The sequence below is a fragment of the Lysinibacillus sp. FSL P4-0201 genome (assembly GCF_038593425.1).
Taxonomy (GTDB): domain Bacteria; phylum Bacillota; class Bacilli; order Bacillales_A; family Planococcaceae; genus Lysinibacillus; species Lysinibacillus capsici.
Genome location: NZ_CP151995.1, coordinates 2,033,493 through 2,059,386, shown reverse-complemented (window position 1 = coordinate 2,059,386; position 25,894 = coordinate 2,033,493). Strand labels below are relative to the sequence as shown.

The 25,894-nt window shown below is 37.4% G+C and carries 25 protein-coding genes and 2 CRISPR repeat arrays; of the genes, 3 read left to right on the top strand and 22 right to left on the bottom strand.

Annotated elements, in window-relative coordinates:
• Window positions 1–19 precede the first annotated feature (19 nt).
• Window positions 20–406 carry a hypothetical protein gene (locus MKY76_RS10135; RefSeq protein WP_103117954.1) on the bottom strand — a complete coding sequence of 129 codons (387 nt, stop codon included), beginning with the start codon at window positions 404–406 and terminating at the stop codon, window positions 20–22.
• 239 nt (window positions 407–645) lie between these two features.
• On the opposite strand from MKY76_RS10135, the gene MKY76_RS10130 reads away from it, so the two are divergent.
• Entirely contained in the window at window positions 646–1,200 is a 555-nt protein-coding gene (locus MKY76_RS10130; protein ID WP_342557762.1) for a hypothetical protein, read from the top strand.
• Between the two features lie 116 nt (window positions 1,201–1,316).
• On the opposite strand, the gene MKY76_RS10125 is transcribed toward MKY76_RS10130, so the two are convergent.
• Window positions 1,317–1,616, bottom strand: coding sequence for a hypothetical protein (locus tag MKY76_RS10125; protein WP_048393880.1), 300 nt, complete (start codon window positions 1,614–1,616; stop codon window positions 1,317–1,319).
• Between the two features lie 159 nt (window positions 1,617–1,775).
• A complete protein-coding gene (locus MKY76_RS10120) occupies window positions 1,776–1,976 on the bottom strand; it encodes a hypothetical protein (protein ID WP_048393883.1) in 201 nt (66 codons plus the stop codon).
• A 75-nt stretch (window positions 1,977–2,051) separates the two neighbouring features.
• On the opposite strand from MKY76_RS10120, the gene MKY76_RS10115 reads away from it, so the two are divergent.
• Complete coding sequence (locus MKY76_RS10115; RefSeq protein WP_048393885.1) at window positions 2,052–2,357, top strand: hypothetical protein; 306 nt, start codon at window positions 2,052–2,054, stop codon at window positions 2,355–2,357.
• On the opposite strand, the gene MKY76_RS10110 is transcribed toward MKY76_RS10115, so the two are convergent.
• From MKY76_RS10110 to MKY76_RS10100, 3 genes are read right to left on the bottom strand one after another with little or no spacing between them, the layout of a single operon-like run.
• The gene (locus MKY76_RS10110; RefSeq protein ID WP_315058062.1) at window positions 2,354–3,037 is read right to left on the bottom strand and encodes a DUF1963 domain-containing protein; all 684 of its coding nucleotides are present in this window, start codon (window positions 3,035–3,037) and stop codon (window positions 2,354–2,356) included. The genes MKY76_RS10115 and MKY76_RS10110 overlap by 4 nt on opposite strands.
• Window positions 3,027–3,602 (bottom strand): DNA-3-methyladenine glycosylase I, encoded by a 576-nt coding sequence (locus MKY76_RS10105; RefSeq protein WP_048393888.1) that lies wholly within the window; start codon window positions 3,600–3,602, stop codon window positions 3,027–3,029. Before MKY76_RS10105 ends, MKY76_RS10110 begins: the two co-directional genes overlap by 11 nt.
• A 27-nt stretch (window positions 3,603–3,629) precedes the next feature.
• Window positions 3,630–4,226, bottom strand: a complete 597-nt coding sequence (locus MKY76_RS10100; RefSeq protein WP_048393890.1) for a class I SAM-dependent methyltransferase — start codon at window positions 4,224–4,226, stop codon at window positions 3,630–3,632.
• A gap of 123 nt (window positions 4,227–4,349) precedes the next feature.
• On the opposite strand from MKY76_RS10100, the gene aac(6') reads away from it, so the two are divergent.
• Window positions 4,350–4,784, top strand: a complete 435-nt coding sequence (aac(6'), locus tag MKY76_RS10095; RefSeq protein ID WP_103117952.1) for an aminoglycoside 6'-N-acetyltransferase — start codon at window positions 4,350–4,352, stop codon at window positions 4,782–4,784.
• A 63-nt stretch (window positions 4,785–4,847) separates the two neighbouring features.
• Here aac(6') and MKY76_RS10090 read toward each other — a convergent pair whose 3' ends face one another.
• The 16 genes from MKY76_RS10090 to MKY76_RS10015 form a co-directional block, all read right to left on the bottom strand.
• Window positions 4,848–5,039 (bottom strand): hypothetical protein, encoded by a 192-nt coding sequence (locus MKY76_RS10090; protein ID WP_048393895.1) that lies wholly within the window; start codon window positions 5,037–5,039, stop codon window positions 4,848–4,850.
• A gap of 455 nt (window positions 5,040–5,494) precedes the next feature.
• Entirely contained in the window at window positions 5,495–7,006 is a 1,512-nt protein-coding gene (locus tag MKY76_RS10085; RefSeq protein ID WP_257961180.1) for a right-handed parallel beta-helix repeat-containing protein, read from the bottom strand.
• 244 nt (window positions 7,007–7,250) lie between these two features.
• A CRISPR array of direct repeats spans window positions 7,251–9,869; the repeat unit is 28 nt; unit sequence TTTATATTCCACTTAGTTAATGTAAAAC.
• A 249-nt stretch (window positions 9,870–10,118) separates the two neighbouring features.
• Complete coding sequence (gene cas2 / locus MKY76_RS10080; protein ID WP_009371077.1) at window positions 10,119–10,382, bottom strand: CRISPR-associated endonuclease Cas2; 264 nt, start codon at window positions 10,380–10,382, stop codon at window positions 10,119–10,121.
• 1 nt (window position 10,383) lies between these two features.
• Window positions 10,384–11,370 carry a type I-B CRISPR-associated endonuclease Cas1b gene (gene cas1b, locus MKY76_RS10075; RefSeq protein ID WP_342557761.1) on the bottom strand — a complete coding sequence of 329 codons (987 nt, stop codon included), beginning with the start codon at window positions 11,368–11,370 and terminating at the stop codon, window positions 10,384–10,386.
• Window positions 11,367–11,879: a CRISPR-associated protein Cas4 gene (gene cas4, locus MKY76_RS10070; protein WP_016994000.1), complete on the bottom strand. Its 513-nt coding sequence runs from the start codon at window positions 11,877–11,879 to the stop codon at window positions 11,367–11,369. Before cas4 ends, cas1b begins: the two co-directional genes overlap by 4 nt.
• A 33-nt stretch (window positions 11,880–11,912) precedes the next feature.
• Window positions 11,913–14,141, bottom strand: a complete 2,229-nt coding sequence (gene cas3, locus MKY76_RS10065) for a CRISPR-associated helicase Cas3' (protein WP_342557760.1) — start codon at window positions 14,139–14,141, stop codon at window positions 11,913–11,915.
• A gap of 46 nt (window positions 14,142–14,187) precedes the next feature.
• Window positions 14,188–14,922 carry a type I-B CRISPR-associated protein Cas5b gene (cas5b, locus tag MKY76_RS10060; RefSeq protein ID WP_342557759.1) on the bottom strand — a complete coding sequence of 245 codons (735 nt, stop codon included), beginning with the start codon at window positions 14,920–14,922 and terminating at the stop codon, window positions 14,188–14,190.
• 12 nt (window positions 14,923–14,934) lie between these two features.
• On the bottom strand, window positions 14,935–15,813 hold the full coding sequence (gene cas7i / locus MKY76_RS10055) for a type I-B CRISPR-associated protein Cas7/Cst2/DevR (protein WP_342557758.1): 879 nt from the start codon (window positions 15,811–15,813) through the stop codon (window positions 14,935–14,937).
• Window positions 15,806–17,509 (bottom strand): Cas8a1 family CRISPR/Cas system-associated protein, encoded by a 1,704-nt coding sequence (locus MKY76_RS10050; RefSeq protein WP_342557757.1) that lies wholly within the window; start codon window positions 17,507–17,509, stop codon window positions 15,806–15,808. Before MKY76_RS10050 ends, cas7i begins: the two co-directional genes overlap by 8 nt.
• 12 nt (window positions 17,510–17,521) lie before the next feature.
• The gene (cas6, locus tag MKY76_RS10045) at window positions 17,522–18,259 is read right to left on the bottom strand and encodes a CRISPR-associated endoribonuclease Cas6 (protein WP_342557756.1); all 738 of its coding nucleotides are present in this window, start codon (window positions 18,257–18,259) and stop codon (window positions 17,522–17,524) included.
• A gap of 457 nt (window positions 18,260–18,716) precedes the next feature.
• Window positions 18,717–19,326: a CRISPR direct-repeat array (repeat unit 29 nt; unit sequence GTTTTTCATTAACTAAGTGGAATTTAAAT).
• 142 nt (window positions 19,327–19,468) lie between these two features.
• Window positions 19,469–20,428: a hypothetical protein gene (locus MKY76_RS10040; RefSeq protein WP_342557755.1), complete on the bottom strand. Its 960-nt coding sequence runs from the start codon at window positions 20,426–20,428 to the stop codon at window positions 19,469–19,471.
• 71 nt (window positions 20,429–20,499) lie between these two features.
• Window positions 20,500–22,182, bottom strand: coding sequence for a methyl-accepting chemotaxis protein (locus tag MKY76_RS10035; RefSeq protein WP_342557754.1), 1,683 nt, complete (start codon window positions 22,180–22,182; stop codon window positions 20,500–20,502).
• Between the two features lie 162 nt (window positions 22,183–22,344).
• On the bottom strand, window positions 22,345–22,788 hold the full coding sequence (locus MKY76_RS10030) for a hypothetical protein (RefSeq protein WP_103117948.1): 444 nt from the start codon (window positions 22,786–22,788) through the stop codon (window positions 22,345–22,347).
• A gap of 63 nt (window positions 22,789–22,851) precedes the next feature.
• On the bottom strand, window positions 22,852–24,408 hold the full coding sequence (locus tag MKY76_RS10025; RefSeq protein WP_342557753.1) for a YndJ family protein: 1,557 nt from the start codon (window positions 24,406–24,408) through the stop codon (window positions 22,852–22,854).
• The gene (locus MKY76_RS10020; RefSeq protein WP_115673724.1) at window positions 24,377–24,988 is read right to left on the bottom strand and encodes a DUF4166 domain-containing protein; all 612 of its coding nucleotides are present in this window, start codon (window positions 24,986–24,988) and stop codon (window positions 24,377–24,379) included. Before MKY76_RS10020 ends, MKY76_RS10025 begins: the two co-directional genes overlap by 32 nt.
• A gap of 5 nt (window positions 24,989–24,993) precedes the next feature.
• Window positions 24,994–25,887, bottom strand: a complete 894-nt coding sequence (locus tag MKY76_RS10015; protein ID WP_342557752.1) for a DoxX-like family protein — start codon at window positions 25,885–25,887, stop codon at window positions 24,994–24,996.
• Between the last annotated feature and the right edge of the window lie 7 nt (window positions 25,888–25,894).

Below are 25,894 nucleotides of genomic sequence, written 5' to 3'. Positions count from 1 at the left end.
TCACAGTGCCTCCCCTCTACTATTCACGCTCTAGTAATTGAACATCAACCATAAATAGATGCATATTATTCTTTTCAGCTAGCTCATCGATAATCGATTGAATTTCACTTTCTGTACTTACATCAATTTCTTCCCCATCGTGTAATTGAATAGTGATGACTTGATGCGCTGGAGAGTCTATTAGATAACCAACTGTACTATCAGGCGAGTAGCCTGCCGACCGTATCGCCTGTAACACTTGTTTTGTAAAATTCGTAGCTTGTAATTTTTCGCCAAGCTCCTCTGCATAGGGAGTTGCTCTTTCGGTGCTCGGAGCTATAGCTAAAGGCTCCCTTTGTGCCATCCACAATGACATCACAACCAGTAAGCACATGAATAAAAAGAAGATTTGCAGGACACTTTTCATACACTCGCTCCATTTCTCCATGAAATTTACAGGCGGAAGTCTAGCAATCTTTTTCCCTGAAATTGTTATTATTCTCACAGCTATGTATGGCTATTTCTCTCTTTAATTATTAAAAAATAATTTTCTTTTTGTACAAAGGGCAAATTACCAAGAAGTTTTGTTTGTGGCTTCATAGATTAGAAATGTAAAGGTTAGCGCTACCATTACTAAAAAACTAAACAAAAAGGGAGATTAAAAAGATGCAGGATAGTAGATTTAGTCAATATATGAATTGGAATCATAAAAAAGAAAAGTGCTGTGAACAATATGTAAAATGCTATTGTCATTTAGAAAAAAAATGTGAACACAAACAAGAAGGATGCAAATGCAAACACAAGCATGAGCATTGCAAATGGGAACAGAAGCACCAGCGATGTAAGTGTCATGAAAAGGATGACCATTGCAAATGGGAACAGAAGCACCAGCGATGTAAGTGTCATGAAAAGGATGACCATTGTAAATGGGAACATAAGGAGGATTCTTGCTCTTGCAAAAAAGAGGAGGAAGATTACTACTACGAGAAGGATTATTCCAAAGATCACAAGTGTAAAGGCTGTATTTGTCATCTATTAAGATGCTTATCTCCTGGCACTTTGGTTGATGTTATTTTAGCAGGTGGCGGTAGCTTTGCAGGAATTTTATTCATCAGCTTAGATCCTAAAACTTGCTGTGCTACATTCTTAGAGGTAGATGCTGCAGCAGCAACACCACTTATCATTGATTGCCAGCAAATTATTGCCATTAGAAACGCGTAACTGTTCCATTATCCTACTTGACACCAATTCATATACCATAATCCTACCACTATAAGCACATTTAATCTTCTGCCAGGTTCGTGAAACCATACCTGGCAGAATTCATATTTTTTCAGCTATTCATTGACAATGACTTTGACAATGGGCTCTAATTTTCCTCTATTCACATCGCCAAGATAATCAACATCTACTACGACAGCTCGTGGTTCAAAACGTTGGATACATTCAATGAGGCGTTTTGTGTTTATTTTCTTCATACGCTGGAAGGGTTTACGAATATCAGACCTTGTCACATATTCGCGGAGCGGACAAGGAATCGTAAACGTCGATAAAATAAATGCTACATTTTGTAATATTCCTTCCACGCCTGTAGCATTACCATTAACATTACTTAAAGCCGTTACTTGATGTGTCATTCTATCAACCTTTCTTCTACGTTCATACAATTGGTACTTTGGAAAAAGAGCACTTTGTTATTTATGCTTGCTCATTAAAAATTATGAACGCTTTGTTTTTATGTACCCAATGTTATTTTTATTCAAACAACATCTTAGTTGATAGGCTGACCTACAAGTTTAGCGCATGATAGCGTAGTAAATAACATACAGCCAGCTAAAACAGCCATGGATGATTGCCCAAATGATGGAGTGATGCACACTCCAGGAGATCGTAATCGCTAAAACCGAACCAAAGCCAATGCCATTTTTGACCACCGTTTTATGCTCCACTTTTTTCACCTTCCTAGTGCTTTTTAACTCTCCTTCTTGCCATCGCAATCGGTTTCCCTCCTATCGTTTTCTATGTTTATGCAGGAACGAACAAGGGCAATCTGAAAGAAAGGATGTGATGTTATGACAATTTTCATGCTGACTGCCACGATTGGCATCCCCAGCCTTATGGCATATCTTCAGCACAAATGGGCTAGCTTTCGCCTTCTTTTCAACATACTAGGTGTCCTTGCTGCGATTCTGTTTAGCACGATTGCCGCTACAGCTATAACGAACATTATTCTTGAGGATGTAGTCTTTATGACAACGATCCATGCTGTGTTCTTAAACCCTGTCTTTCTAATTACAGGGGCGTACCTTGGCTTATATCTGATTTACCGGTTCATCATGATGACAATTCATGAAAGAGACAAGCCGCCATCCCTTTAGTAGAAATCACAATAGACGTGCCAAGTCTGGATTGTTGGATTGTAGAATAAATAAAAATTACCATGATCCACGATGTTCAAACGCGCTTTTGCATCGGAGGCAATTTGGAGGACAAATGGCGCATCGTCACCGAAATCAACGCCACTTTGACAAAAGCTTGGATAGCCACCAATTTTATGGAGTGGATAGAGGTCTTCAACAATATCCTCAAAATAGTCGAGCTGCTTTTCATGCTCCAACGTCAAAATCTCTTCCTCCAATTGAGCAGGAATACCGCCCCCATCCCATGTTGGATAGTCGTTCGTGATATGTTGTGGTATGAGTGGAAACGCGCGAATTTGTTCATGCTGCCATTCGCGCTTTACTAAGCCTTCCAAAGTGGTGTACGTTCTAATATCAAAATAAGAACAAAGATCATCCTCCATCAGATGATCTAATAGACGTTCATCGACAAAGACTGTGACTAATTGAAAAGGCTGTAATGCCATCGGTACATAGGGTAGACCTTTTAGAAAAAACGTAGCGAGCGGCTGATAGCCAGATGGTGGCTGCTCTTCTGGTAAGGACCAGCCCACATAGCCAATCCAGCTTTCCAATAAATCATGTGTAGGTCGAATACCACCAGTTTGAAAAATCGTGGCCTGCGTGGCTAGTTGAGCCCGAATTTGTTCAATTGCCATCCGCTAGCTCCTTTTGTCGACAGCAGCAATCTGTTGTATGGTCGTTTACCATGCCCACTGCCTGCATAAAAGAATAACAAATAGTACTACCGATAAATTTAAAGCCATCTTTCTTCAATTGCTTGCTCATACGATCACTAATTTCTGTCGTCACAGGCACCTCTTTGATGGATGCCCACTCATTCATAACTGGTTTGTGATCTACAAAGCCCCAAATATAATCTGAGAATGAGCCATGCTTTTCCTGTATTTGGAGATATGCTTTAGCATTTGTCACCACGCTAGCTATTTTTAATTTATTGCGTACAATCCGTGTGTCTTGCTGCAATTCCTCTAGCTTGTCTGCTGTATAATGGATAATTTTTTCCACATCGAATTGATCAAATGCCTCACGATAGCCTTCACGCTTTTGGAGAATCGTCCACCAGCTCAAGCCAGCCTGTGCCCCCTCCAAGCAAAGCATCTCGAATAAATGCTGGTCATCATAGACCGGTACACCCCACTCCTTGTCATGGTATTCCACATACAAAGGCTCATCTAGCTTGACCCAATCACATCTTTTCATTTTTATACCCTCCATTTTATGTATCCTTTACTTAATAGCTGTAATGCAAAGCCATCCTTTACTTGATTTTTCGGTGACATACACGGTTTGAAAACCGATACGTTCTAATAATTGCTTCGTTGCCTCAGGAGTTTGATAGGCTTTCATATGATAGTTCATTTTGTAGAGCTCTGCTATGATAATAAATTTCCCACCGTTTTTCAGAACCCGCCATACTTCCTCTACATCCTGCTCCAAGGATGGCCAAAAATAGTGCGTTTGAAAGGCTGTAATCGCATCAAAAAACTGATCATCGTATGGAATGCTTGAAACGCTTGCCTCTTTCACAATGACGCTACCCCTGGCAACATTTGCTTTATTCAATTTGATTGATTCCTTCACTGCCTGTGTGGAAAAATCTATCCCATATATTATACCATTTGGATTCAATTTGGATAAAATTTGGAGCGTTTTCCCACCACCACAACCTATGTCTAACACACGATCACCGTCATTGATAGCTCCTTGCCTGATGAACCATGCATTCATACCACGATGGGCAAAATTCATAATTTGTAGCATCGTTGAGCCAATCCATCCATTTGGCTTTTTCGCTTGTTCAATTAACGTTTGTAAGAGTGACATGATTGGATTCCCCCCTAAAGTAAGATTGTTAAAATAGAATTAGAGCTTTAAAATAAAAACGCTTACTAGTTTGTACGTACTTCAAAACAATTTGTTTCATTTTTTACAAAGGAGGAAGATTTTATGATTCAACAAGCAAACCAGAAGAACGCTCATGCTGCAGCCTCATTAGCCTTACTGCTCTGGCCCAATCATACACTAGAGGAATTTACCGAAGAGATGACACAGCTGCTAAAGGAAGAAAACGCAGCTATTTTCCTTGCCTATGACGATGACGAAGCAGTTGGATTTGCCCAATGCCAGTTAAGAACAGACTATGTAGAAGGGACTGACTCGAGTCCAGTCGGCTATTTAGAAGGCCTTTTTGTGAGAGAGGAATATCGCCAGCAGGGCTATGCAAGACTGCTTGTGGAGAAATGTGAGCAATGGGCAAAGCATAGGGGCTGTCTAGAGTTTGCCAGTGACTGTGAATGGGACAATGACGAAAGCCTAAGGGTTCATCTTCAGCTCGGTTTTACAGAAGCTAATCGCATCATTTGCTTCACGAAAAAATTATAAAAATGGCTGACAAAAAAATCACAGGCGTTGCAAACATAGCACCTGTGATTTTTCGACATTTTTTTAGTTTAGATATGTATTGTTGGAAATATTTCGTTCGCGCTCATCTATGATTAAATGGATCATTAATGCGAGTTGTTGTTCGATTCGCATATTATTTAGATGTAAGATATCAGCAATCACATTCTTGTGCTTCTCTGCTAATTCCATCTCCTCTAGCATTAACATAATTTCCTCTTTTGTCAGCCCAAACATACTCATATCACCCCAATACTCTCTCTATTTATTATTGTAAAATCATTACTCCCATTTCATAATTAACGAAAATTTATCTTATTGCATGAACCATTTTTACTAATTATAGGTTTAAACATAGAAAATAATCAATCTATTATCCACATTTATTTAATATTTATTTTACATTAAGTAAAAACTTTTATTATGTTGGTTATAACTTATACAAAGATTGTATAAGTTTCCCTGTGGAATATTTCAAAATATTGCAGTAATTGCAACAAGACATCTATACCATTATAAAAATATTCTTGCATTTTGTCGAATTATAGATTTTTTTGCACAAATTAAAATTAATTAACAGCCCAAACGTATTCCTTTACCCATTTTTCACATATATGAAATATCAATACACGAATCCATAAAAAAAGTAATTTCAAAATTGAAACTACTTGTCTTATTTGTATAATCGGCTTTTATATTATTTTTTTAATATCATATTTCACTATTTCTAATTTCATGTCCTCAATTTGAGAAACCTTTGATGCTGTATCCTTCTGCCATGTCGCTGACTGCACATGTCCTTGTACAAATAATTGGCTGTTTTCCTGGACCACCGCTGGAGCCTTTACTGCGGCTATATCAGTATGACGCATTTCCAATAATGATTTATTGGACAGCGCTAAGAATGGTCTAGCCGCCTTATCCACCCTACAATTTTCAATACGCCCCATTGATTGATCTGACCAAATCATGGCATAAGAGCTTTCTTGACCATCTTTAAAATAGCTATTAGCTATCTCAAAAATTGCATCAATGCAAGTAATTCCGTTTCCTTCCATTTGTTCAAACGTGCAATATTGTGTAAATAATCGGGCATTGTTGATATAGATATGGTGGCTTTGCAGCTCTCGAATCGTTGTATGATGCATCATGATTTTGGCATGTTCATTACCATAAACACCACCTGATTGCCCAAATTGAATAATTGATTGCTGTAGCTTTAATCCACTAGCATCAACAATAATATGAAATTGCTGATGGTTTTGAATTTTACATTGGTTCATCGAAACATTTGCCTCATCCACAATGGTAAGCCCGACAGCCATGCCATTACGAACATGACATGTATGCAATTCCACCTTGCTATTTTCTATCAACACCTGTGCCTTGACATGCCGAGAAACTTGACAATCATAGAACTTGGCTTCGGTTTTTTCTCCAAGATACACCCCATGACTTTGACCATCTGAAAAAATAGAATCAGAAACCATTAGTTCACTGCGATGAACCACCATATTCGTATCAAGATGCTCTTTTATTTCACAGCCATCCATCCTGAAAGTCGTGCTATCAAACAATTGAATGCCTACCCCTTGCCCTTGGTGCACTAAACAATTGGTCATCGTAATCTCACTCGACGCAGCAATTACTTGTGCCTTGTCATGCCCATGAATTTCACAGTCCTCCATTGTCATCTTGACATGGCGAATCGCAAAAATACCATGCTTCTTCCCTTCCAACAGCATACAATTCGTCAAGGTCAGCTCACAGTTTTGAGCGATAATCTGTGCCTTCCTATGATGCTCAAATGTCGTGTCGACTAGAATAACACTGGAGCCATTCGCCACACGCAAACCAAAATGATTCAGTGGCGTAGCAAGCACTGCACAATTTTTCATCAGCAAACTACCATAGCTCACCATCATCTGCGTTCGAATCAATTGCTCCTCAATGACACAATTCTCTAGCTGTAAATCACCTTTCACATATAGCCCCTGCCCTTGCCGGAACCGTAAATTACGCATCGCGACAGGAGTTTGATAGCGAATAAATACACCACCCTTGATGGTCACATTGCCAACCCCATACAACGTCAGCCGCTTAGCAATATCCAAGCTTTCCTCATAAATCCCATCCCGAATTTCAATCATATCCCCAGGCGCCGCCTCTTCAATCGCCTGCCCGATACTTTGATAACGATGCATTATGCTCCTCTTCACCACAAGTACAGCCATTTACACACTCCTAACCAAAAAATGTTCGTACCCTATTTATATACCGAACATGCTTGTGCTTATTCAATTTTGTGTAAAATTGATGGAATATGCAGGTGTTTATTTGGAATGTTTGACGGTTTAATGAAAGTGGGATGGTTTTAGGCAATAAAAATGAACAGCGGTTAAGGGTGTGCTGTTCGTTTTTTTGGTTGGTATCGGGGTTTTAGAGTCTATTTATATTCCACATAGTTAATGTAAAACCCAGGCACGCCTTCGCAATGTATTTCCCCACATATATTTATATTCCACTTAGTTAATGTAAAACCTTTTCAATTTTTCATCATCCAGTTTCTCATAGTATTCATTTATATTCCACTTAGTTAATGTAAAACGATCAGTCAGAACGGAACGCTATGCATGTCAATCAGATTTATATTCCACTTTGTTAATGTAAAACCTGGCATAGAAGCTTTTCATGTCTATACAAATGATATTTATATTCCACTTTGTTAATGTAAAACTGGTTCCAATCACTATTAATCTTTTACGTTCTTGATTTATATTCCACTTAGTTAATGTAAAACTACGCAATAATTGACTCAATAAATTTGCTTGATATAAATTTATATTAAACTTAGTTAATGTAAAACATTGTGGTTTTTAGCTGCTAGAATAGATGGTTTAAATTTATATTCCACTTAGTTAATGTAAAACTCTTTTTGCAGATGGGTCTATTGCTAAGATGGTTAAATTTATATTCCACTTAGTTAATGTAAAACATCCATACCGCATCAAAATTCAATTTCCCTGCAACATTTATATTCCACTTAGTTAATGTAAAACCGTTAACTTTTAGTTCCGTTTTCTTGCCATTCTTCGTATTTATATTCCACTTAGTTAATGTAAAACTCAGACCTTAGTGGAGACATGGGTACTATTTATGCATTTATATTCCACTTAGTTAATGTAAAACTTGAATAAAAAACGCATTCTTTCCCTCCTTTCCTAATTTATATTCCACTTAGTTAATGTAAAACTCCGAAACCGTTCCTTCTTCTCCAGTGCATAACGGACGCATTTATATTCCACTTAGTTAATGTAAAACTTAGAACCATCTTTAAAGATACCTTTTGCCATAACATCATTTATATTCCACTTAGTTAATGTAAAACTTTGACTATGGTGGTTCTGCGACTACTGTCACAACATTTATATTCCACTTAGTTAATGTAAAACTTTTTTTACAAACATAACATAAAAAAAGTCTTACCTCTTTATATTCCACTTAGTTAATGTAAAACTTTTACCTTTCCTTATTTGACGCTGTTCATACTCCTTTATATTCCACTTAGTTAATGTAAAACCGTTTGCGCAACGTTGGACGATTGTTAGGTACTTTCTTTATATTCCACTTAGTTAATGTAAAACAACGCTCTGCAAACGTGGCACAATTGACGATAAAAACTTTATATTCCACTTAGTTAATGTAAAACGGAAGATTCGGAGCAATCATCACGAAATATTTATCCTTTATATTCCACTTAGTTAATGTAAAACACTGGAGGAAGTGCGAAGTATCCGATCCCATAAGGCTTTATATTCCACTTAGTTAATGTAAAACACTTATGCATTGGAATTGTCCTCTTATAACCGCTAACTTTATATTCCACTTAGTTAATGTAAAACAGTGACACTTCGGTATTCTTTAGACGGTCTTGGATCCTTTATATTCCACTTAGTTAATGTAAAACCTATACTATCGTTTCCAGATAAGCTAGCGCAGATATCTTTATATTCCACTTAGTTAATGTAAAACGCAAAGCGCAGCTGCACTCCAGTGACATAATATCAACTTTATATTCCACTTAGTTAATGTAAAACGGTAGCTATGCCAAGACCTAGAAAATACGATTATCAAATTTATATTCCACTTAGTTAATGTAAAACTGGCGTCCCTGCTGTGTTAAATCCGACTACGTGGGATTTATATTCCACTTAGTTAATGTAAAACGTCTATCAGTTATGATATTGTTTGCCTGCTTTTTAAATTTATATTCCACTTAGTTAATGTAAAACTTTAATGCGCGAACATCACTGATCGGTGCTAACACTTCATTTATATTCCACTTAGTTAATGTAAAACTATAAGCAACGATTACACCTTCATTGATTAATTTGATTTATATTCCACTTAGTTAATGTAAAACGCAAGCCGCCAGCCGAGCCTCGAAAAAATAACAAAATTTATATTCCACTTAGTTAATGTAAAACGTCAAATGAAAGTTAAAGACTTAGCTTCTGCCTAATTTATATTCCACTTAGTTAATGTAAAACTTCACGTAATCGTTTCATGTCTTTGCTTGCGACAAAATTTATATTCCACTTAGTTAATGTAAAACTTCCACATGTAACAGCATTTCTCGTTCAATTAGTTCATTTATATTCCACTTAGTTAATGTAAAACGGAGCATTAAGCGTTTCTACAGGCATTTCAGTTACATTTATATTCCACTTAGTTAATGTAAAACCCGTCACAAACGCACCTTTAGTGTCGTCTGTAATCATTTATATTCCACTTAGTTAATGTAAAACTAGATTTTTTCGTCAATTTGAAAATCGAATACATTGATTTATATTCCACTTAGTTAATGTAAAACGATAGCCAAACTACTATACATCAATGTTTGAAATTATTTATATTCCACTTAGTTAATGTAAAACACTTAGCGGACAGACACCTATGGAGGGGGGTAAAAAAATTTATATTCCACTTAGTTAATGTAAAACAAACCACCAATCACACTAGCACCCCAAGCAAGAAGATTTATATTCCACTTAGTTAATGTAAAACCCACCTTAAGCATAATCAAAAAACCCTTATTTTTCAACGCTTTAACGGCTTGTAATTTGCGACAAATATGATTATTTGCAGTCAATCGGTAGTCCAGAAATTTGCCTTTGCAATCAAAGTGCCCTCAAAGCAGGTATGATATGCCTGGAAGGAATATAATGTTGTAAAATGATTCACTGCAATTCTACTAAAAGAGAGTTTGAATACAATCGATACTCACTTTTCTAGTCTTACTAATAGAATAGATGACTATAAAAACATGCTCTCAAAATCTTTCTCGACCCCATATACAGTTTTTTTCATATTTTTTGGATTGGCAATTCGGTAAACATAAATTGAATCAATATTCGGATTAGCCTTTGTTGCTAATTCAGCTAGGCATTGTTTTAAAAGTCCTTCAGTAATTTCTCCTTCAAATAAAGAATTTTGTGTCCACGTTAAATATTTTTTCAATACTTTATGGACTTTTCCCACCCGTTTCACATCCACATCATACGCAATCAGTACATACACGCTACCACCACGCTTTCAATGCTTTATAATCTTCATCACCAATCAGATGTTTAATTAATTTATAACATTCTAGACGAATTAAAAATCGGTAAGAGGTTTGTCTGTTTAATTTTCGATGTTTAATGGTAGTGCTCATTCGTTTTTCGAATTCAGCAATAAAAATTTTACGTCCTGTTTCATTTAATAAGCAAATATGTTCTTCGATATATTCGAAATGTTCAGCACGAATCATCTTTTTGTTTATTAACATAAAAATTAAATTATCCATTAACAACGGTTTGAAGATTTCTGCAATATCCAGTGATAGGGAAAATCTTCGAGAACCTGGTTCATGTAAATAACTAATTGTTGGGTTTAATTGCGTTTTGTACATTTCAGATAATACAGCTGTATACATTAAACTATTGCCAAATGAAATAAGTGCATTAATTGGATTTGTAGGCGGACGTTTTTCTCTCTTTGTAAATTGAAAATCAGGATTTTTAATAATCGCATTAAAGCATTGATAGTAAGCAAAGCGAATTTTCCCCTCTATGCCCATTAAGGTTTGTATGTCCGTAGCATCTGCAACTTGTTTCTTTAGTTGTGTTATTTCATTGATGAATGGCTCTACCTCATCTTTGTAGCGACGAATATTGCGTAACATATGATGAATAGCACTATAGACAAATTGTTGTGCGATATACAGCCTTTTATTAAAGTCCATTACATGGGCTGCTTGCTGAACATCAACGAAGCCCGCCACTTTTTTTCGTCTAGGTGTGTAACTACCTGAATAGTAACCATAGTAATTATAAAAATGTATATTTACATCTTTTTGATTCATCAAATTAAAAAAAGAGGTGTTAAAGTCCATTTCCGCAAATACATGTAGATTTTCTGTATTTTCTATTGGTAATGTTTTTTTCGTACCATCTTCGAATACTAAATAAATAGTAGAATCTTTTCTTTGGATCCTTCCGTTATTAAATAAATATACATTTTTCAATCCTCTTCACCTACCCAGCAAAATGAATAATAAGCACATTTTGTACAATATCTTAATTTTTTCTTCTTAGGAGGCTTGTCTAGCTGAATAATTTGTTGGATTTGGGCTAACCATTTAGGAATGGCCTCTCTATCCTCTTCCGTTAATTCAATTTCATCAACACGTTTTTCTTTTGGATAATGTATTTTGCCTTTTCGATATATCCCCATTTGCTCAAGTACGAATAAATAATATAGAAGCTGCGCCTTATCAGCCTGTTCCATTTTACTACTAGATTTCACTTCTCCTACATAATGCTTGTCCATCATATCAATCCGAATTAAATTTTCTATCAATACTTCTTTTGACTTTTGGCGTTGATAGGACGTATCGTGCAATACTTTCCCTTGTTGTACTTTATCGTCCTCATCCTCAAAGCCAAGTTGATGTGAATGTAACCATAGCTTGCGCTCGCATACTTTCAAATATTGGACTTGCAAACCGGTTGCCTTTAAATCGTCCCATTGCATATGCTTTCACCCCTTGTATGGCATTTTCCATAATTAATGAAAGAAGCTATCTACATCATTTGCAAAAATTAAGCCGAGTTCTTCTGTATATTGATAGGTCACAACTGGGTATTCTGTATAGCGATCAACTCTAATTGTTGAAATAATCTCTCCATTTTTTCGTTTTCTTGCATTATCGTATGCCCAAGTGGCGATTGGCACTGTGAATTTTTGTAACTCGATTAAAAAATTAATCTTCGCCTTCAATTCTAACTTTTTAGTTAATTCATTTTTCATATTCTCTATTTCTAATTCATTTTCCCTATAAACGCCATATGGGATCACTAATTGATTTTGAATATCTCTTAAAGTCGGTTTTTTCTCCTCTTGATAAGGTGATAAATCCTCATACCAAGCCAATGTTTCATCGAATGTTTGAATATATTCGCACTCTGCTCCTAAAGCTTCTCTACTATACACTTGCTCTACAATCTTCATTTTAATTTTCTCATCTATTAGCTGATTGTTATATTGCAGTAACACTTCCTTTGATTTAGAAAAAATTGTAAAATCAACAACAGATTTTTTATTGTTTGCAATACCTGATGGTAATGGACCGCCTGTAAAAACATAAATGTTAGGTATATTTTTAACATAATCTCGCGTTCGATAAATACGTCCCATACGTTGAAATAAACCTGATGCCTCTGAAAGCTCAGTAAATAAAATATCAAAATCAATATCAACGCTTGCCTCTACTAACTGTGTAGTAATCCATATTCCCATGTTTAGGCAATCTTTGTTTCCTAATGCTAAAATTGCATCTTCCTTTTCTTGACGGTGCTTGCTGATAAAACGACTGTGTAAAAGAGAAGCCTTTACCCCTGTTTCTTCAAATTCTTTATATAATTGCTGTGCTTTCGTCACCGTATTCACAATGATTAATACCTTTTGTTCCATTGGATGCTTTAAAATTTCTTCTATCGTCAAATCCTTTTCAACGATTTGCATAAAATGACGCTTAATTGGCTGATTATTGGCATTGAATTTTAAAAATGGGTCTTCTCGTTTTTCAAATGGCACTTCCAATCGTTTCAACGCTTCTATAAAAAGTGGTGGCAATGTGGCAGTCATAATTAAAAACTTACCGCCTATATACGTAACATACTTCAACCCTATTACGATAAAGGCAGCTAATCTTGCGCTGTACATTTGAATTTCATCAATGATAATTTTGCTATAGGCTAATGTGGCAAGTTTCATTTCAAAGCCTGGATATAACCCGACAAAATCAACAATTTGATCGATTGACGTCACTGTAAGCGGCATAGATAAATTTTTCGCATGTGTAATCGTTATTAAATCAAGGTCTTGCTCATCTGCACGTTTGACATATTCAGCATGCATACCACTATGTAGCAATCCTGTATTCTTTTTGCTGCAGCCAATTTCATTAATCAATCTGTCATAAATCGCATTGATGGACACTTTTAATGGCAGCGTGAAAATGCCCTTGTCATTACCAAGCCACCAAAGAGCTGCTTCTGTTTTCCCAATACCCGTTGACGCAATGACTATATGATTCTCTTGTTGGAGAGTAAATAAATAGTCTTGCAACTCATTCCTAGTGCGCTTTTTATTATCAAAATACTTTTTCATTTTTTGCGGTAAATCTTCAGGAGGAATTTCAACTTCATAATCTCCACTTGCCGCATAATCCAACTTGTTTAATAAGCCCTTTATGCGAACGAAACGATACAGTTGCTCACGGTTTTTAAGAAATTTTCGATCGGTAAATTTTCGATAATCAAATTTAGGTTCTTCACGAATATTAAAATCATCATTTAATAGTGACACATATTTTTGTAAATCCTTTTTAATCTCATCACCACTCTCGTACATATTTTGCTCTGCTCGTTCGTGGTGATAATAAACAGCTAAAATTAATAACTTAGCATCCTCTTTACCATAGTGAGTGATTAGATTTTTAATCGGCATAAATGCACAGCTTAAGTAATTGTGAGGAATTTCATCTATTTCAGGAAATAAATCCTCTATACGCTCTTCTATTGTGCGTACTTTATTCTGAAATTTGGTATTTGCCTTTCCTAAATCATGGTACTTCACCGCTTGTAATAAAATGTCCCAATCTTTCTTTGACAGTGCATTTGGATAAATCTTACGAAATATTTCCCATTTTTTAATTAAATGGTTTGTATGCTCAATAATCGTTTGTGCGGCGGATGTTTTTGTTGCTGATTTTGCTAGTAGCTTTTCAAACATCTACAAACCTCCTTATAAAAAAAGAATGGAGAACATTCCCCCACTCTTATACTAAAAATACGGTATAGCCATCCTTATCGAAAAGCACGTTTTCATATGCAGCAAGATAGTTAGTTGAAGAAGCCGGTACATGGGAAACAATCACTTTTTCCCACTGACGAATGTGCTTTCCTTTAGCAATTTCTAATAATTTATATATTTTATTTAAACGATAGGATGTACCGACTTTTCCATAAATATCATTCTTGGTCATCGATTGCGGAATAAAAATATCAAAATCAACTCTCATGTCTTCTTCCATTTCTTGAATTTCTAACTCCACTTCCGTCACTACATTAATCTGCAATAAATCCTCTCGTCTACCTAGTGATAAATATTCAGCAGGTGATTTTAGTGCGTCGATAATGATTGGAATGTATTGCTTGTCCTTTGGTACAATATGCAATACTAGTTCGACATCTACTAATAGCTCTGTTGTGGAAACACCGCGTGTAATCCCATGTGCTTTCCCATCTGATAACTCCACTTTCAACTGATGGCGACCTTGCTCATACGAACTACCAGCAAACTCATAGCGCGTCCATAAATCATTGACCTTTGCATGATATTTCCCCTGAATACTCACCTGCATTGGCACATAACTTGTAAAGCCACATGCCGCATGCACCATGCCAATAACAGTTGAGTATGGGGGCAGTGGATATGATTCCTTTAATTGAAAACTCGTAGGCTTTTTGTAATTCACTAGGTTCTGATAAGCCTCAATCCGAATCCCCTTCATATGTTCACCTGCTTACTTATAATAGTCTGATACAGCCTGCTCTAGCTGCGCGAAGAAGTCTGCCATTGGTTTTGCTTGTAAACTTTGCTCAATTTCCTCGTCGTTTGCTAATAATCCTTTGACTAAGCCAACATGTGTATGTTGTTGAATATGTGAATCCAATGCTAAAACTCCCTCAACCGTTGCAACGGCAAGCTTATTATTTTGAAGCTTTAACCGATTTTCGAAAAATGGATTTTTTAAATCATAGACACCACCGATAGCAAAAATTGGAGCTAAATTCTCTCGACGCCCTTTTATATCACGATATAAAAATTTTAATGTACGTAATAAAGAAATAACACGCTTAGCACGTTCCTCTAATGGAATTTCGATTTGATCGTTTGTATCAATCCCAATCTTATCTAAATCCACCGTCAGTGTGTAAGCATAAAAGGATTTATGAATTTCACTTTGTGCAATATTTCCACCTCTTAATTCCTCATTAGCTGTTGCACTTTTATGGCGGTCAAACAACCCTTTGTTCGTTAAAAATTCTAAATCTGTATTATAACTTTCCAATGCGACAGCATTGGATAAGCGTACCACGGCAGCACGAGTTCTCGTTGGTTTTACCGTTTTCATATAGCCGAACAAATCAATTTCAGGATAATCTGCGATTGTTGCATCTGGGTGAAATTGAATAACGGAGCCATCCATACCTAATGGCGTGTGATTGATATCCATTTGTTCGACAATGTTATAACGCAATGCTTGACGTGAAATATACGTGTACACTTCATGATCTCCGCGGGAAATTTTTTTCAAAGAAGCAACGTTACCAACACCCTCACCATAGTTGGCACTTTCTGCTTCAACTATCATACTGACTGTTAATCCTTTTTTATTCATTTACTTGCTCCTCCTTTGCCATATCCTCTTTTTCGAAATCTTTTCCATTTAATCCTATTAAAAATGCGTAGCCAATTGTTTGGAATTTTTCAATATCACTGAGTGTTGTTGTGAAAAATAGGGGGATACCTAATTTTTCATGGCGTTTGTAGCTATACGCCTGTACAATTGTTTCCATAAATTTATTAGGATTTTTTACTTTTAAAGCATTTAACAAACGGTGTGAAATAGCATTTAATTTTGTTTCTTGACCTCGATATACTTTTCTTAATTCGTAGCCGCTAATCCGAATACTTCTTAACTCTTTATCTGTCATATAATGTGAACCTCCATTTAATGCATAATTTGAAATTTTCAGAATTTTATAGATAGAAAAAGTATCCGCATATTTATCATCGATTACTAAACGTATTAAACGATAGAGTAAATCACTAAAGCGTTGTCCATTATAAAAACGTCGAATAACTTCTTGATAGAGGCTTATATAGTCTCCATTTTCCTTAACAAATTTCCCCGTCAAGTAATGGAAGTCATTCCGGCTATCATAAAGCTGCTGTGCTTTGTCCCGGGATAACATATTGAATGTATAAGGTCTGGATTCATTATTTTTGTCATATTTAACAATCTGGATATTATCAATTTCTACATTCTTCTTGTTTTCTGCGTGTTGATACATTTCATTGATAATTTTTGAATATGCCATTTCCTCCAGCTTATCGCGTGTATATTCTTCTCCTCTATCGTTGCGCAACTGGATTTTATTGTAAGCTAGTAACTCGACAATGGATTGATTGCTATTGATAAAGAGACCTATCCCATTTTTCAATGTGAAGCCTAATGGCAGACAACTATACACAATATTACAGATTGGACAAATAAATAAATTGCGCTGATGGTTCCAATAATGAGAGGATTTTCTTGCCCCATCAACCCCTAAATTTTGTACCCAAGTAAGATCAAATGCCTCTGAGATAGACTTCATTTTATTGTCACAGCACGCACATGTTAATTTATTTTTTCCGTACTTTTTTTCATCTTTCTTTGACGTTAGAAAATCTTGAGCAGGTTTGATGAAGTAATTAAAATATTCTTCATAGAGATCCTTTTTACTCGCATTGCTATTTAGGAAGGAGACATTGGACCAAAAACCTTGAATAACTTGATATGTAAGGACACGTGGGATGATAAATCGCTTTGCATCCTTATGCTTTAAATGCTCGACAATTTGTAGTAATGCGTCCACAGCGTCTCCAATTTGCGGCTGTATTTGTTCCAAGGTTTCTTTTTTCCTCTGTGTTACCTTTTTTAAACTTTTTGCAGCCTCTAAAAAATCAAATGGAATCGCAGACAGAAATGGATAGACATTCTTATAACTATTCGATGACAGCCAGTATTTCACTTTTTCAATATGGGCATTGAGCCGTTCTAAGTTTTTTTCATCTCCAATGTCAGTTTTCGCTCTTAATAAAAACTCTACAATAGTAGGATTAGTCATTTTATAGTAATTTGTTTCATGTCCATATTGAGCAGATAAATAGGCAAAATAATGTTCTTCAAAGTTCGCTAAATTGCTTTCTGGAAAACTAATAGTCTGATAATCGCTCTTACTATACTCTAGCTTTGCATAGTCAAATACACGGCAAAGTCCCAAAATACTGGCATTGTAAATTGATTCATCTAACTGTAGTTCAATCATTCACTTCACCTCCTATTCATTCACCATTTCAATGCAGCCTAGCATTTGTGATCTTCTAAAACCAATACCCGTCTGCGTTAATAAAGCTAAATCTTCTGGATATCCTCCTAGTACAAAGCTTCCTTCAAAACCATTCAAATAAAGAATTCCTTTTTCATTTAAATTTTTAAACTTGTCAGACTTTAACTGCACAACTTTTTTATGCATCATTACAGGTGTAAAAACTAGTGGCTGATGCAATGGCCGCCCAGCAACAGATTTTAGGCATTCATTTGCTGCATAATTCAATTCCTTCTCATAATCAGGATCATCAATATTTAAATATTGATTGTTTTTATCTTTAATAACGATGGTGCTGTTTGTTTTAAATAGAGCTTGAGATTTTGTAGGTAATTTTTCAGATAAAAATTTAACATGCTTAATGTGTAGGGTGTATGACTTATATTGCATTTGCTGATGCTCAAGTAAGCCATTATACAGAGTTATCATAAAATTTATATCAGAAGAAGAAATGGTCATACGAATGTCTTGATGGATGATAAATTCATCACCTTCTAGCGTGTAACCATTTAAATAAATCGCTCCTGTAAAAGGACGCATCGCCTTGTTAGCTTGATGTTCCTCAAAGCTATACAAACTTTCCTTTAATTCTGGATTGACAGAAGATAGTCCGGCTTTAACTACACTCCCAGCTAAAAAATGATAATGCTTAGGTATTTTCTCCGCTTCCATAATGATCTGCAACCTCATTTGGCTTCACCTCCTTTTCATTTCCTTGTTTAACCTAGATATAGTTAAAAATAGGCTTATTACCCAAAATTAAACTTACTTATATACTAATCTTTTTTTCGTCACTCATCAACATTTTTTGACAATTATATAGGCATTATGTTTACTTTAGATTTTGGTGCTTATTAATCTCTTTCCTATTCTTGATTAGAATAGAAGGTTCTTTTTAAATAAGTAGAATACAAATAAATATTTTTTCAAGTAATTATTAATTTGTTTGAAGACTTTTTTGTACAAGTGCAGTGAATCATTTACAACATTGATCTTTTTAAAACTTATCATATCTAGCTTTAAGGGCCTTTGATTGCAAAGGCATGTTATTGGAATACCGATTAACTGCAAAAAAATGATATTAGTCTCAAAGTACAACCTGATAAAGCGTTGAAAAATAAGGTTTTTTTGATTATGCTTAAGGGGGGTTTTTCATTAACTAAGTGGAATTTAAATGGAAATTGTAGATGCATCAGCAGACACACCTCTTGGTTTTTCATTAACTAAGTGGAATTTAAATTGGTCTCCAACATAAAGCGTTAAGCCATACTCATTAAAGTTTTTCATTAACTAAGTGGAATTTAAATGCTGCTATTGCACGTCCTGACTTATCTGTTTTAAAGTTTTTCATTAACTAAGTGGAATTTAAATTTTTGTATATGTGTTATATAAACTTTCATAGTGATAGTTTTTCATTAACTAAGTGGAATTTAAATATTGAAAAGCTAAGTCCATCCGAAATGAATAAGTACGTTTTTCATTAACTAAGTGGAATTTAAATCTGTCTTTTATCATCCAATCGCTCCTACGCTAAATGTTTTTCATTAACTAAGTGGCATTTAAATATATGTTCAGCTAACACTTTGGCGATAGCTTGGCGTTTTTCATTAACTAAGTGGCATTTAAATTTGTAGCGTGGGAAAACCTTTGCGTCACCCGTTCCAGTTTTTCATTAACTAAGTGGAATTTAAATTTTGTGAAGAGATAGACAGCTGATAAAGATATTTCGTTTTTCATTAACTAAGTGGATTTATAATAAGTAAATAGGTTAGGAAGATATTGTCCAACTGAAGGCATTTTTATTAGCAAGTGGCATTTAAACCCTTGCAATCTATTATTCGCTAAAAAAACCAACAACAACCGAATTCCCTCGGTCATTGCTGGTTTTTTTCATTTACATTATTTCTTGCGTTTCACAAATACAATAACAAAAATAGCGGCTAGTGCTGCTAGGATAGCGATCATCCAAACTGTGTTTGAGTTGGATGCTGTGTCATCTGCTGCGGCTGCTTGTTGCTCTTCTCTTGGTGTAGCGTTCGAAGACTCCGTTTCTTTGGCATCCTCTTTCACCACTTGTGCAGTGCTAATTTGCACATATTGTAGTGTTGCTTCATTCGAGTCGGATGCTTCATGCTCGTGGCTGTCACCATGGCCTTCTGCATGATCCCCGTGGTTTTCCTCTTGCCCACCGTCATGTCCATGATGGTGATCCGCTGCTGTTGTAAAAATAGAACGTTCTAGCTGTTGCCCTACCCAGCTTTTGGCATCTGTTGAATCGGCAAAGATGCGAGGGTGTCCTGACAGCATGTATGTTTTACCGTCGATGATGATTCCTGTTTGGTCACCTGTGACAACGTCTTCAATCGTACCCGTTGGTCCTTCTGCAAAGCCGCCCATCTGAATAAGCGTATGTCCGCCCATATCAAATGTAAGGTGCTCTGTTAAGAATGCAATGTACTCTTCTTTCGTCATGGTTGCGTCAGGATTAGCTAGCTCAAGTTTATGATGAAAAAGTGCTGTATTTATTTCCTTGTACGTAATATCTCCCTCTAGTGAAGACACGTAATCCTCTTTTTGAGCTGCTTGTGCTAGCTCATCCACTGTTGCTCCCTCAAGGCCGAAAAAGCCACCTACCCAGCCTGCAAAGTCCTTGCGTGAAAGATTGTCTGTTGGGTTTAAGGCCATATCTTTGCCATTGTACCCAAGAAGCCCAATACTGTGTAGTATCATAATGTCCTGAATATTGGCGGCTGTTTCAGGGACATCCGTGAATAGTGTACTTTTATCCATCGTATGGGCGTAGGCAACGGGTGCCATGAATAAAGTACTCATCAATAATAAAAGTAAATATTTTCTCAAAATGATTCCACCTTCCAATGCCTTAGTATACAGATGAAATGTGAGGGAAGTTTGAAATCCACAAGTATTTTCTATAGCTTAAATTGACGAATCAGGGCATTTAGTTGTTCAGCCATTTCTGCTAAATGCTCGGCACTATGTTTAATTTCCGCCATGGAGCTTGCAGTTTGCTCAATGGTAGCCGATGTTTCCTGAATGCCTGCCGCTGATTGTTCGGAGACAGCAGCAATTTCATCGACTGCTTTATTAATCGTGACAGTATTGTGAACAACCTCAGCTAGCTCCACTGACATACCTTCAATGCCTGTCGCAATGGCCTCAATAGCATCCGCAATTTGGTTGAATGTCGTATTGGTTGCGGCCATTTGTGTTGTGCCCTTTTCGACTTCCTCATAGCCTTGCTCTAGCGAGGAGGTTACTGTATCGGAATCATCCTGAATTTTTCTGACAATCGCTGTAATATCATCGACGGAGAAGGCGACCTGTTCGGCTAATGTTCGAACCTCGTCGGCCACCACGGCAAAGCCTTTCCCCTGTTCCCCAGCTCTAGCTGCTTCAATCGCTGCGTTCAATGCGAGTAAATTAGTTTGGGCAGCAATCGTTTGAATGACCGCTACAAGCTTAGAAATCTCCTGTGTTTGCTTACTTAAGCCATTTACCTGATTCACCGCGTCCTTCACTGTATGCTGGATGGCTTCCATTTGTTTGGTGGAAGTGGTCATTAAGCTTCTACCTTCTTGTGTTAAAGCCTTTACATTCTGCGAATACTGTTGAACATCTTTACTGCCGTGATGAACCGTAGTGACTTTGCTAGTAAAATCATTCATTGCGGAAGCGACATCAGAGGCATGATCTGCCTGTAATTCTGTCCCACTTGCCTTTTCTGTAACCGTATGAACAATTTGCTCTGTCCCCATTTTGACCTCAGAAGTCGACTGAAGAAGCTCCTCACTATGTGCCGCTACATCATTGGACACCGTTTGAATATGCTTTAATAGACGATTTAAAATATCTGACATCGTATTGGTCGCTTCCATCAGTTGCCCTACTTCATCCTTCGATTGAACCTTCAAAGGCGGCTCACTTAAATCGCCATTGGTCATTTGTTGCATACGCTTGGTTAACGTCACGATTGGTCTTGAAATACCACGAGCACTTAATAGCTCAATTATCACTGCTAGAAGAACAATCACAATACCTACGATAATGGCGATTCGCTGTTTCTGCTCTCCAGCAGCAATGCTGTCCGTCCCTACCTCATTAATGGCTAGCTTTCGTTGCGCCGCTAAGTCTTCGTAGCCTTCACGAATGGTCGTAGCTGTGTCATCCATTTTTGTGAGGTTTTGGGTAGCCAGCTCGGTGTTCCCTTGATCATATACCGCAAATACCTCTTGCTCAATATAACGGTTCCATTCCTTAGACATTTCCGCAAATTGTCCGAATTCGCCTGAGGAAGATAATGCTGATCGCTTTTCTTCATTGCTTAGTTCCTTTGCAACATTATCCTGAAATATCTCTTTATACTTTTCTCTCCCAGAAAGCACATAGCCTCTAGCTGCCGCTATTCTTAAATCAATGGACTGTGCCTGCTCGTAATCGATGATTAATAGTTGTAATTCTTGCTGTACAATTTGCTCTGTCGCATCATTGCTTTGCTTGATGGCAAAGTAATTGTAAACAATGTATCCTATCATGATTGCAATCACAATGCTAAAGGAAAAAACAATGCGTCTACTGATTGTTTTGAACTTCATTTGCAAAAACCCCTTATTTTCCTAATCTATTCCATCCTTAAAAATCTACCATTTAATTAGGACGATTAGCGGTTTTAGGAATTTTTGCTATATTTCCAGAAATAACTTGGTCAATATAATGTTTTTTATAGCATCTTTTATCGCACGCCTATAGTACTATCCTTAATCCCAGCCATTGAACATTACATCGCCAATTGTTTGACTATTAAAATAAGAGACGTATTTCCATTCTGTAGCAGATAGGCTATGGAACGCCTCATCCTTTGTTAGTAATGTTGTAAGTGTCTCCGCTTCCAAGCATTTTCGCATAGGAAAATATTTATGCAGGTGAGGCTTGGATAAAAAGGTAAAGCTATTCACCTCCTGCTTGGCAAATGCGATGTACGGCATCAAACGATGATGAAGAATCGTCAGTGTTTCTCCATCGATTTCAATCACTGCCTGCATATAGACAAAGGGCGCTTGATCAATAAATTGCCTTACTTTCGCTCGTTGTTCGCTTGTCACTAAATGGTACACCATCGACTGAAACATGCGCATGTCCTGCTCAATTAAATGCGCTGCATCGAAACCAGAAATTCCTTTTGTTAAACGCAAGCCTTCCATCACTCCTTGTTATTTGTCTCTATAATAGGACCTTCTCGTTCGGTTGAGGAAATTCCTGCCAATCTATGCATTTCTTTTAATATGGTAATCAATTTGTAGGAATGGAATACCAAATAACGTCATCTGATGGCGTGCTGACAATGTCTTGTCATCTACCGCAGAAATTTGAAAATGCTCCTGTAGGGGTAGCCTCATCACATTTTTTCCTATCGCCAAATAAATTCCTGCATCTCCATCATGGCGACTTGTTAGGTGTAGCTGACCATTTTCTTCATAGGCATACAAAATGCCAACCATTGTTGAGAACGGGAGTGGTAAGGCTATATTCATATAGGTCGTTTCGTCGCTTGTGTGCTTCGAATAAATCGCAACAAAAACGGTTTGCTGATGAATTGTCCGAATCCATGCACGTGGAGACGGACGGCTATCTCGTGCAGGATCGACCTGAACAATGCTACCCGTCATCTCAACTGGCTTACTGGAAAAGGGTAAATTGAGCTGTTGGAGCAAACGGCTCATTCCTTGATACAGAAAGGCAAAAGGTCGAAACCAAGCCTTCCATTGCACCGTCGAAAGCAGCCGATAGGTCGTCGTATACTCATAAAAATGTGGAATGACAGGCGGTAGCTTTGCTGTATCAACAAAATCCTGTAAGGCATCGACCAAGCCAGGGTGTGGTATATTCTCATGATGTAGCTTCCCGCGAATTTGGCTTACAGGGAACTCAAACGGACGCTGTGTTGTTGGGGGGACAGCCATTAGCCAGGCGATGACCCCTATTCCCCCAAAGAAAACACCATTGATCACACCATGGAATTGAAGCATTTCTGGAATGCCGATGGAAATGTTTCCGCTGACACGACTGTAAACATACAGACAAGATCCAAGAATCGTCAGACAGAGCGCTCCATAGGAAGTCCTCAGCAATAGCCCCTGTCCAAACGGAAGCTTTGTTTTGAGCGCTAAGAAAAACAAGCCGTAAATGGCGAAAATATAAAGAGCGACTGCGATGATTTCGATGAGAATGGAAAAGGCAATACCTATCGCAACAAGGAGTGGTCCTGCCAGCAACATTATCACCATCACACGGTAGCCGCTACTATCATGTAATCGACCTAAAAGTCCGACTGAAATGGGTAATAAACAAGCCGAATAATGAAAGTGAATGGCCGTTAACCACGTTATTAATGGTGAAAAACCAGTATCCATGTTGGTGACATAGGCGAAAAACCACAGACCACCGAGGGCTAGGTAGAAAAGCCCCATGTCGATAGCAAACTCCTCAATATTTGTAAAACCTCGTTGTAAAAATCTTTTCACGCCTTGCATGGCGATATAGAAGGTATACAGTACATACATGCCTGCCAAAACATTAGCCAAAACGCCATCCTTCGACCAATGCAGCAGTGTAACGGCTAGCATCATCCCCATAGTAATGGCTGTGCCGACTTTCTGAACATCCACAACCATTGATACCATGGTGGGAACGAAAACTAGTTGAGCAACGGTTAGTAACCATAAGTAATTGGGTTGCCCACTAAGCACATAGCACATCACCGTGAACAAAATCCCTAGTAAAAAAATGAAATTACTTCGATTGTTGCGTAAATTCACCAGCATACATCATGAGCCTCCCTATGAATGGATTATGGATGGAGACATGAATGGTAAAGACATTTTTCGATTCATCAAAGCCTTCCTCTACAATGACTCGCCCCTCTAACAGTCTAGGCATCGGGCATTCGAAACGCGAGAGGACAAAGCGCTGCTTACCTGAACGAATAACCAATGTCCCCGCTCGTGTCACCGTAAAGTGCAAATCGGAATAAAAAAGAGCGGGTGTGCCTAAATAATCTTTCACAATTTTTTGGATTGGATCAATGGTCATCCTTGCATCAAAATGCCTTGTTTTCTGCGGGAAATAAAAGGTGCGCTCCCATAGTACCTCTAGTTCCCCACTTGGCAGGGCTCTGCATGTATTCGAAATAGTAAAGGGGATATCCTCCCCTGACTCTGGAAACAGAAATCGCGTTTTCGCAGCCAGTGTATAGAAGGGACACATCCATTTAGCACCAGATTTTATTTGATGCATCACGCCCTTAGCAAAAAATGATTCATCAATTGGTAACGCATAACGCTGTTGTAGCATCGGATGAAGTCTTGCAAAATCATCCCCTAATAATGTTTGATAGATCGTCATCCTTGTTATCCTCGCTTTCTTTTACAACTTTTAGCACTCGGTACATCCTTACTTAAGCTAAATCCGACAATCGACAACACCCATAAAGCACTATTAAAGGTAAGTGGATTAATGGGTGCTTGTACACTTGTCGGGTCCGCAACAATAGCAGCTATCGTCAAGAGCGGAAAAACGATGATTTGCATGCCAAAGAGCCAGCGTTTTCCTCGCGGGTAAAGCCAACAAAAAGCAAAGAGAATTTCCGCAACCCCTATCCACATAACTAGCTGATCTGCATGGTTTAGTAATGAAGCGGTCATCTTTAATTCCTGCGGATGCAAATGGATGATCTTCGGTACAAGACCATGATAGAACCAGACAAAGCAAAAGAATAGACACAGAAGCATCGTTAAAAAGAATCGTCTATACTGTGCGGTAGGATTTTCTCCTTTTTCTAGCCATCTTTTTAAAACGTCAAAGCTGAGTGCCGTCGCCCACCCCATTAATGGACGAAAAAATAAATCAAAGAATACGCCAAGCTTGCCATAGCGTGTATCATAATCATATTGGGTCAGAAATGTCAGCCCCTGTTGATGCGGGATATATTGCCAATAGCCTTTTCCCTCCGCTATGGGTGAGCGCTTTTGAGGCGTACCAAAATGCAGTGAGGATGTTCGCGTGCCATTTTCTTTATGATGCTCCCCCTTGCTTTCTCCCCAGCCGCTTACCTGTAAGCCTGGCATTACCTTCGTTTCATAGGTAAAACGCTGTGGCTCCTCGGGTGCTTTTTTCGGAATATATGTAATCGATGTAAAACGTAAATCCCATTGCTCATGCAGATGAGGATTTTGTGTATAATCCCATGCTTTCTCTATAGGAGCCTGAATGTCTATCTCGACATAAATAGGCTTTCTGCTCATAAACTCA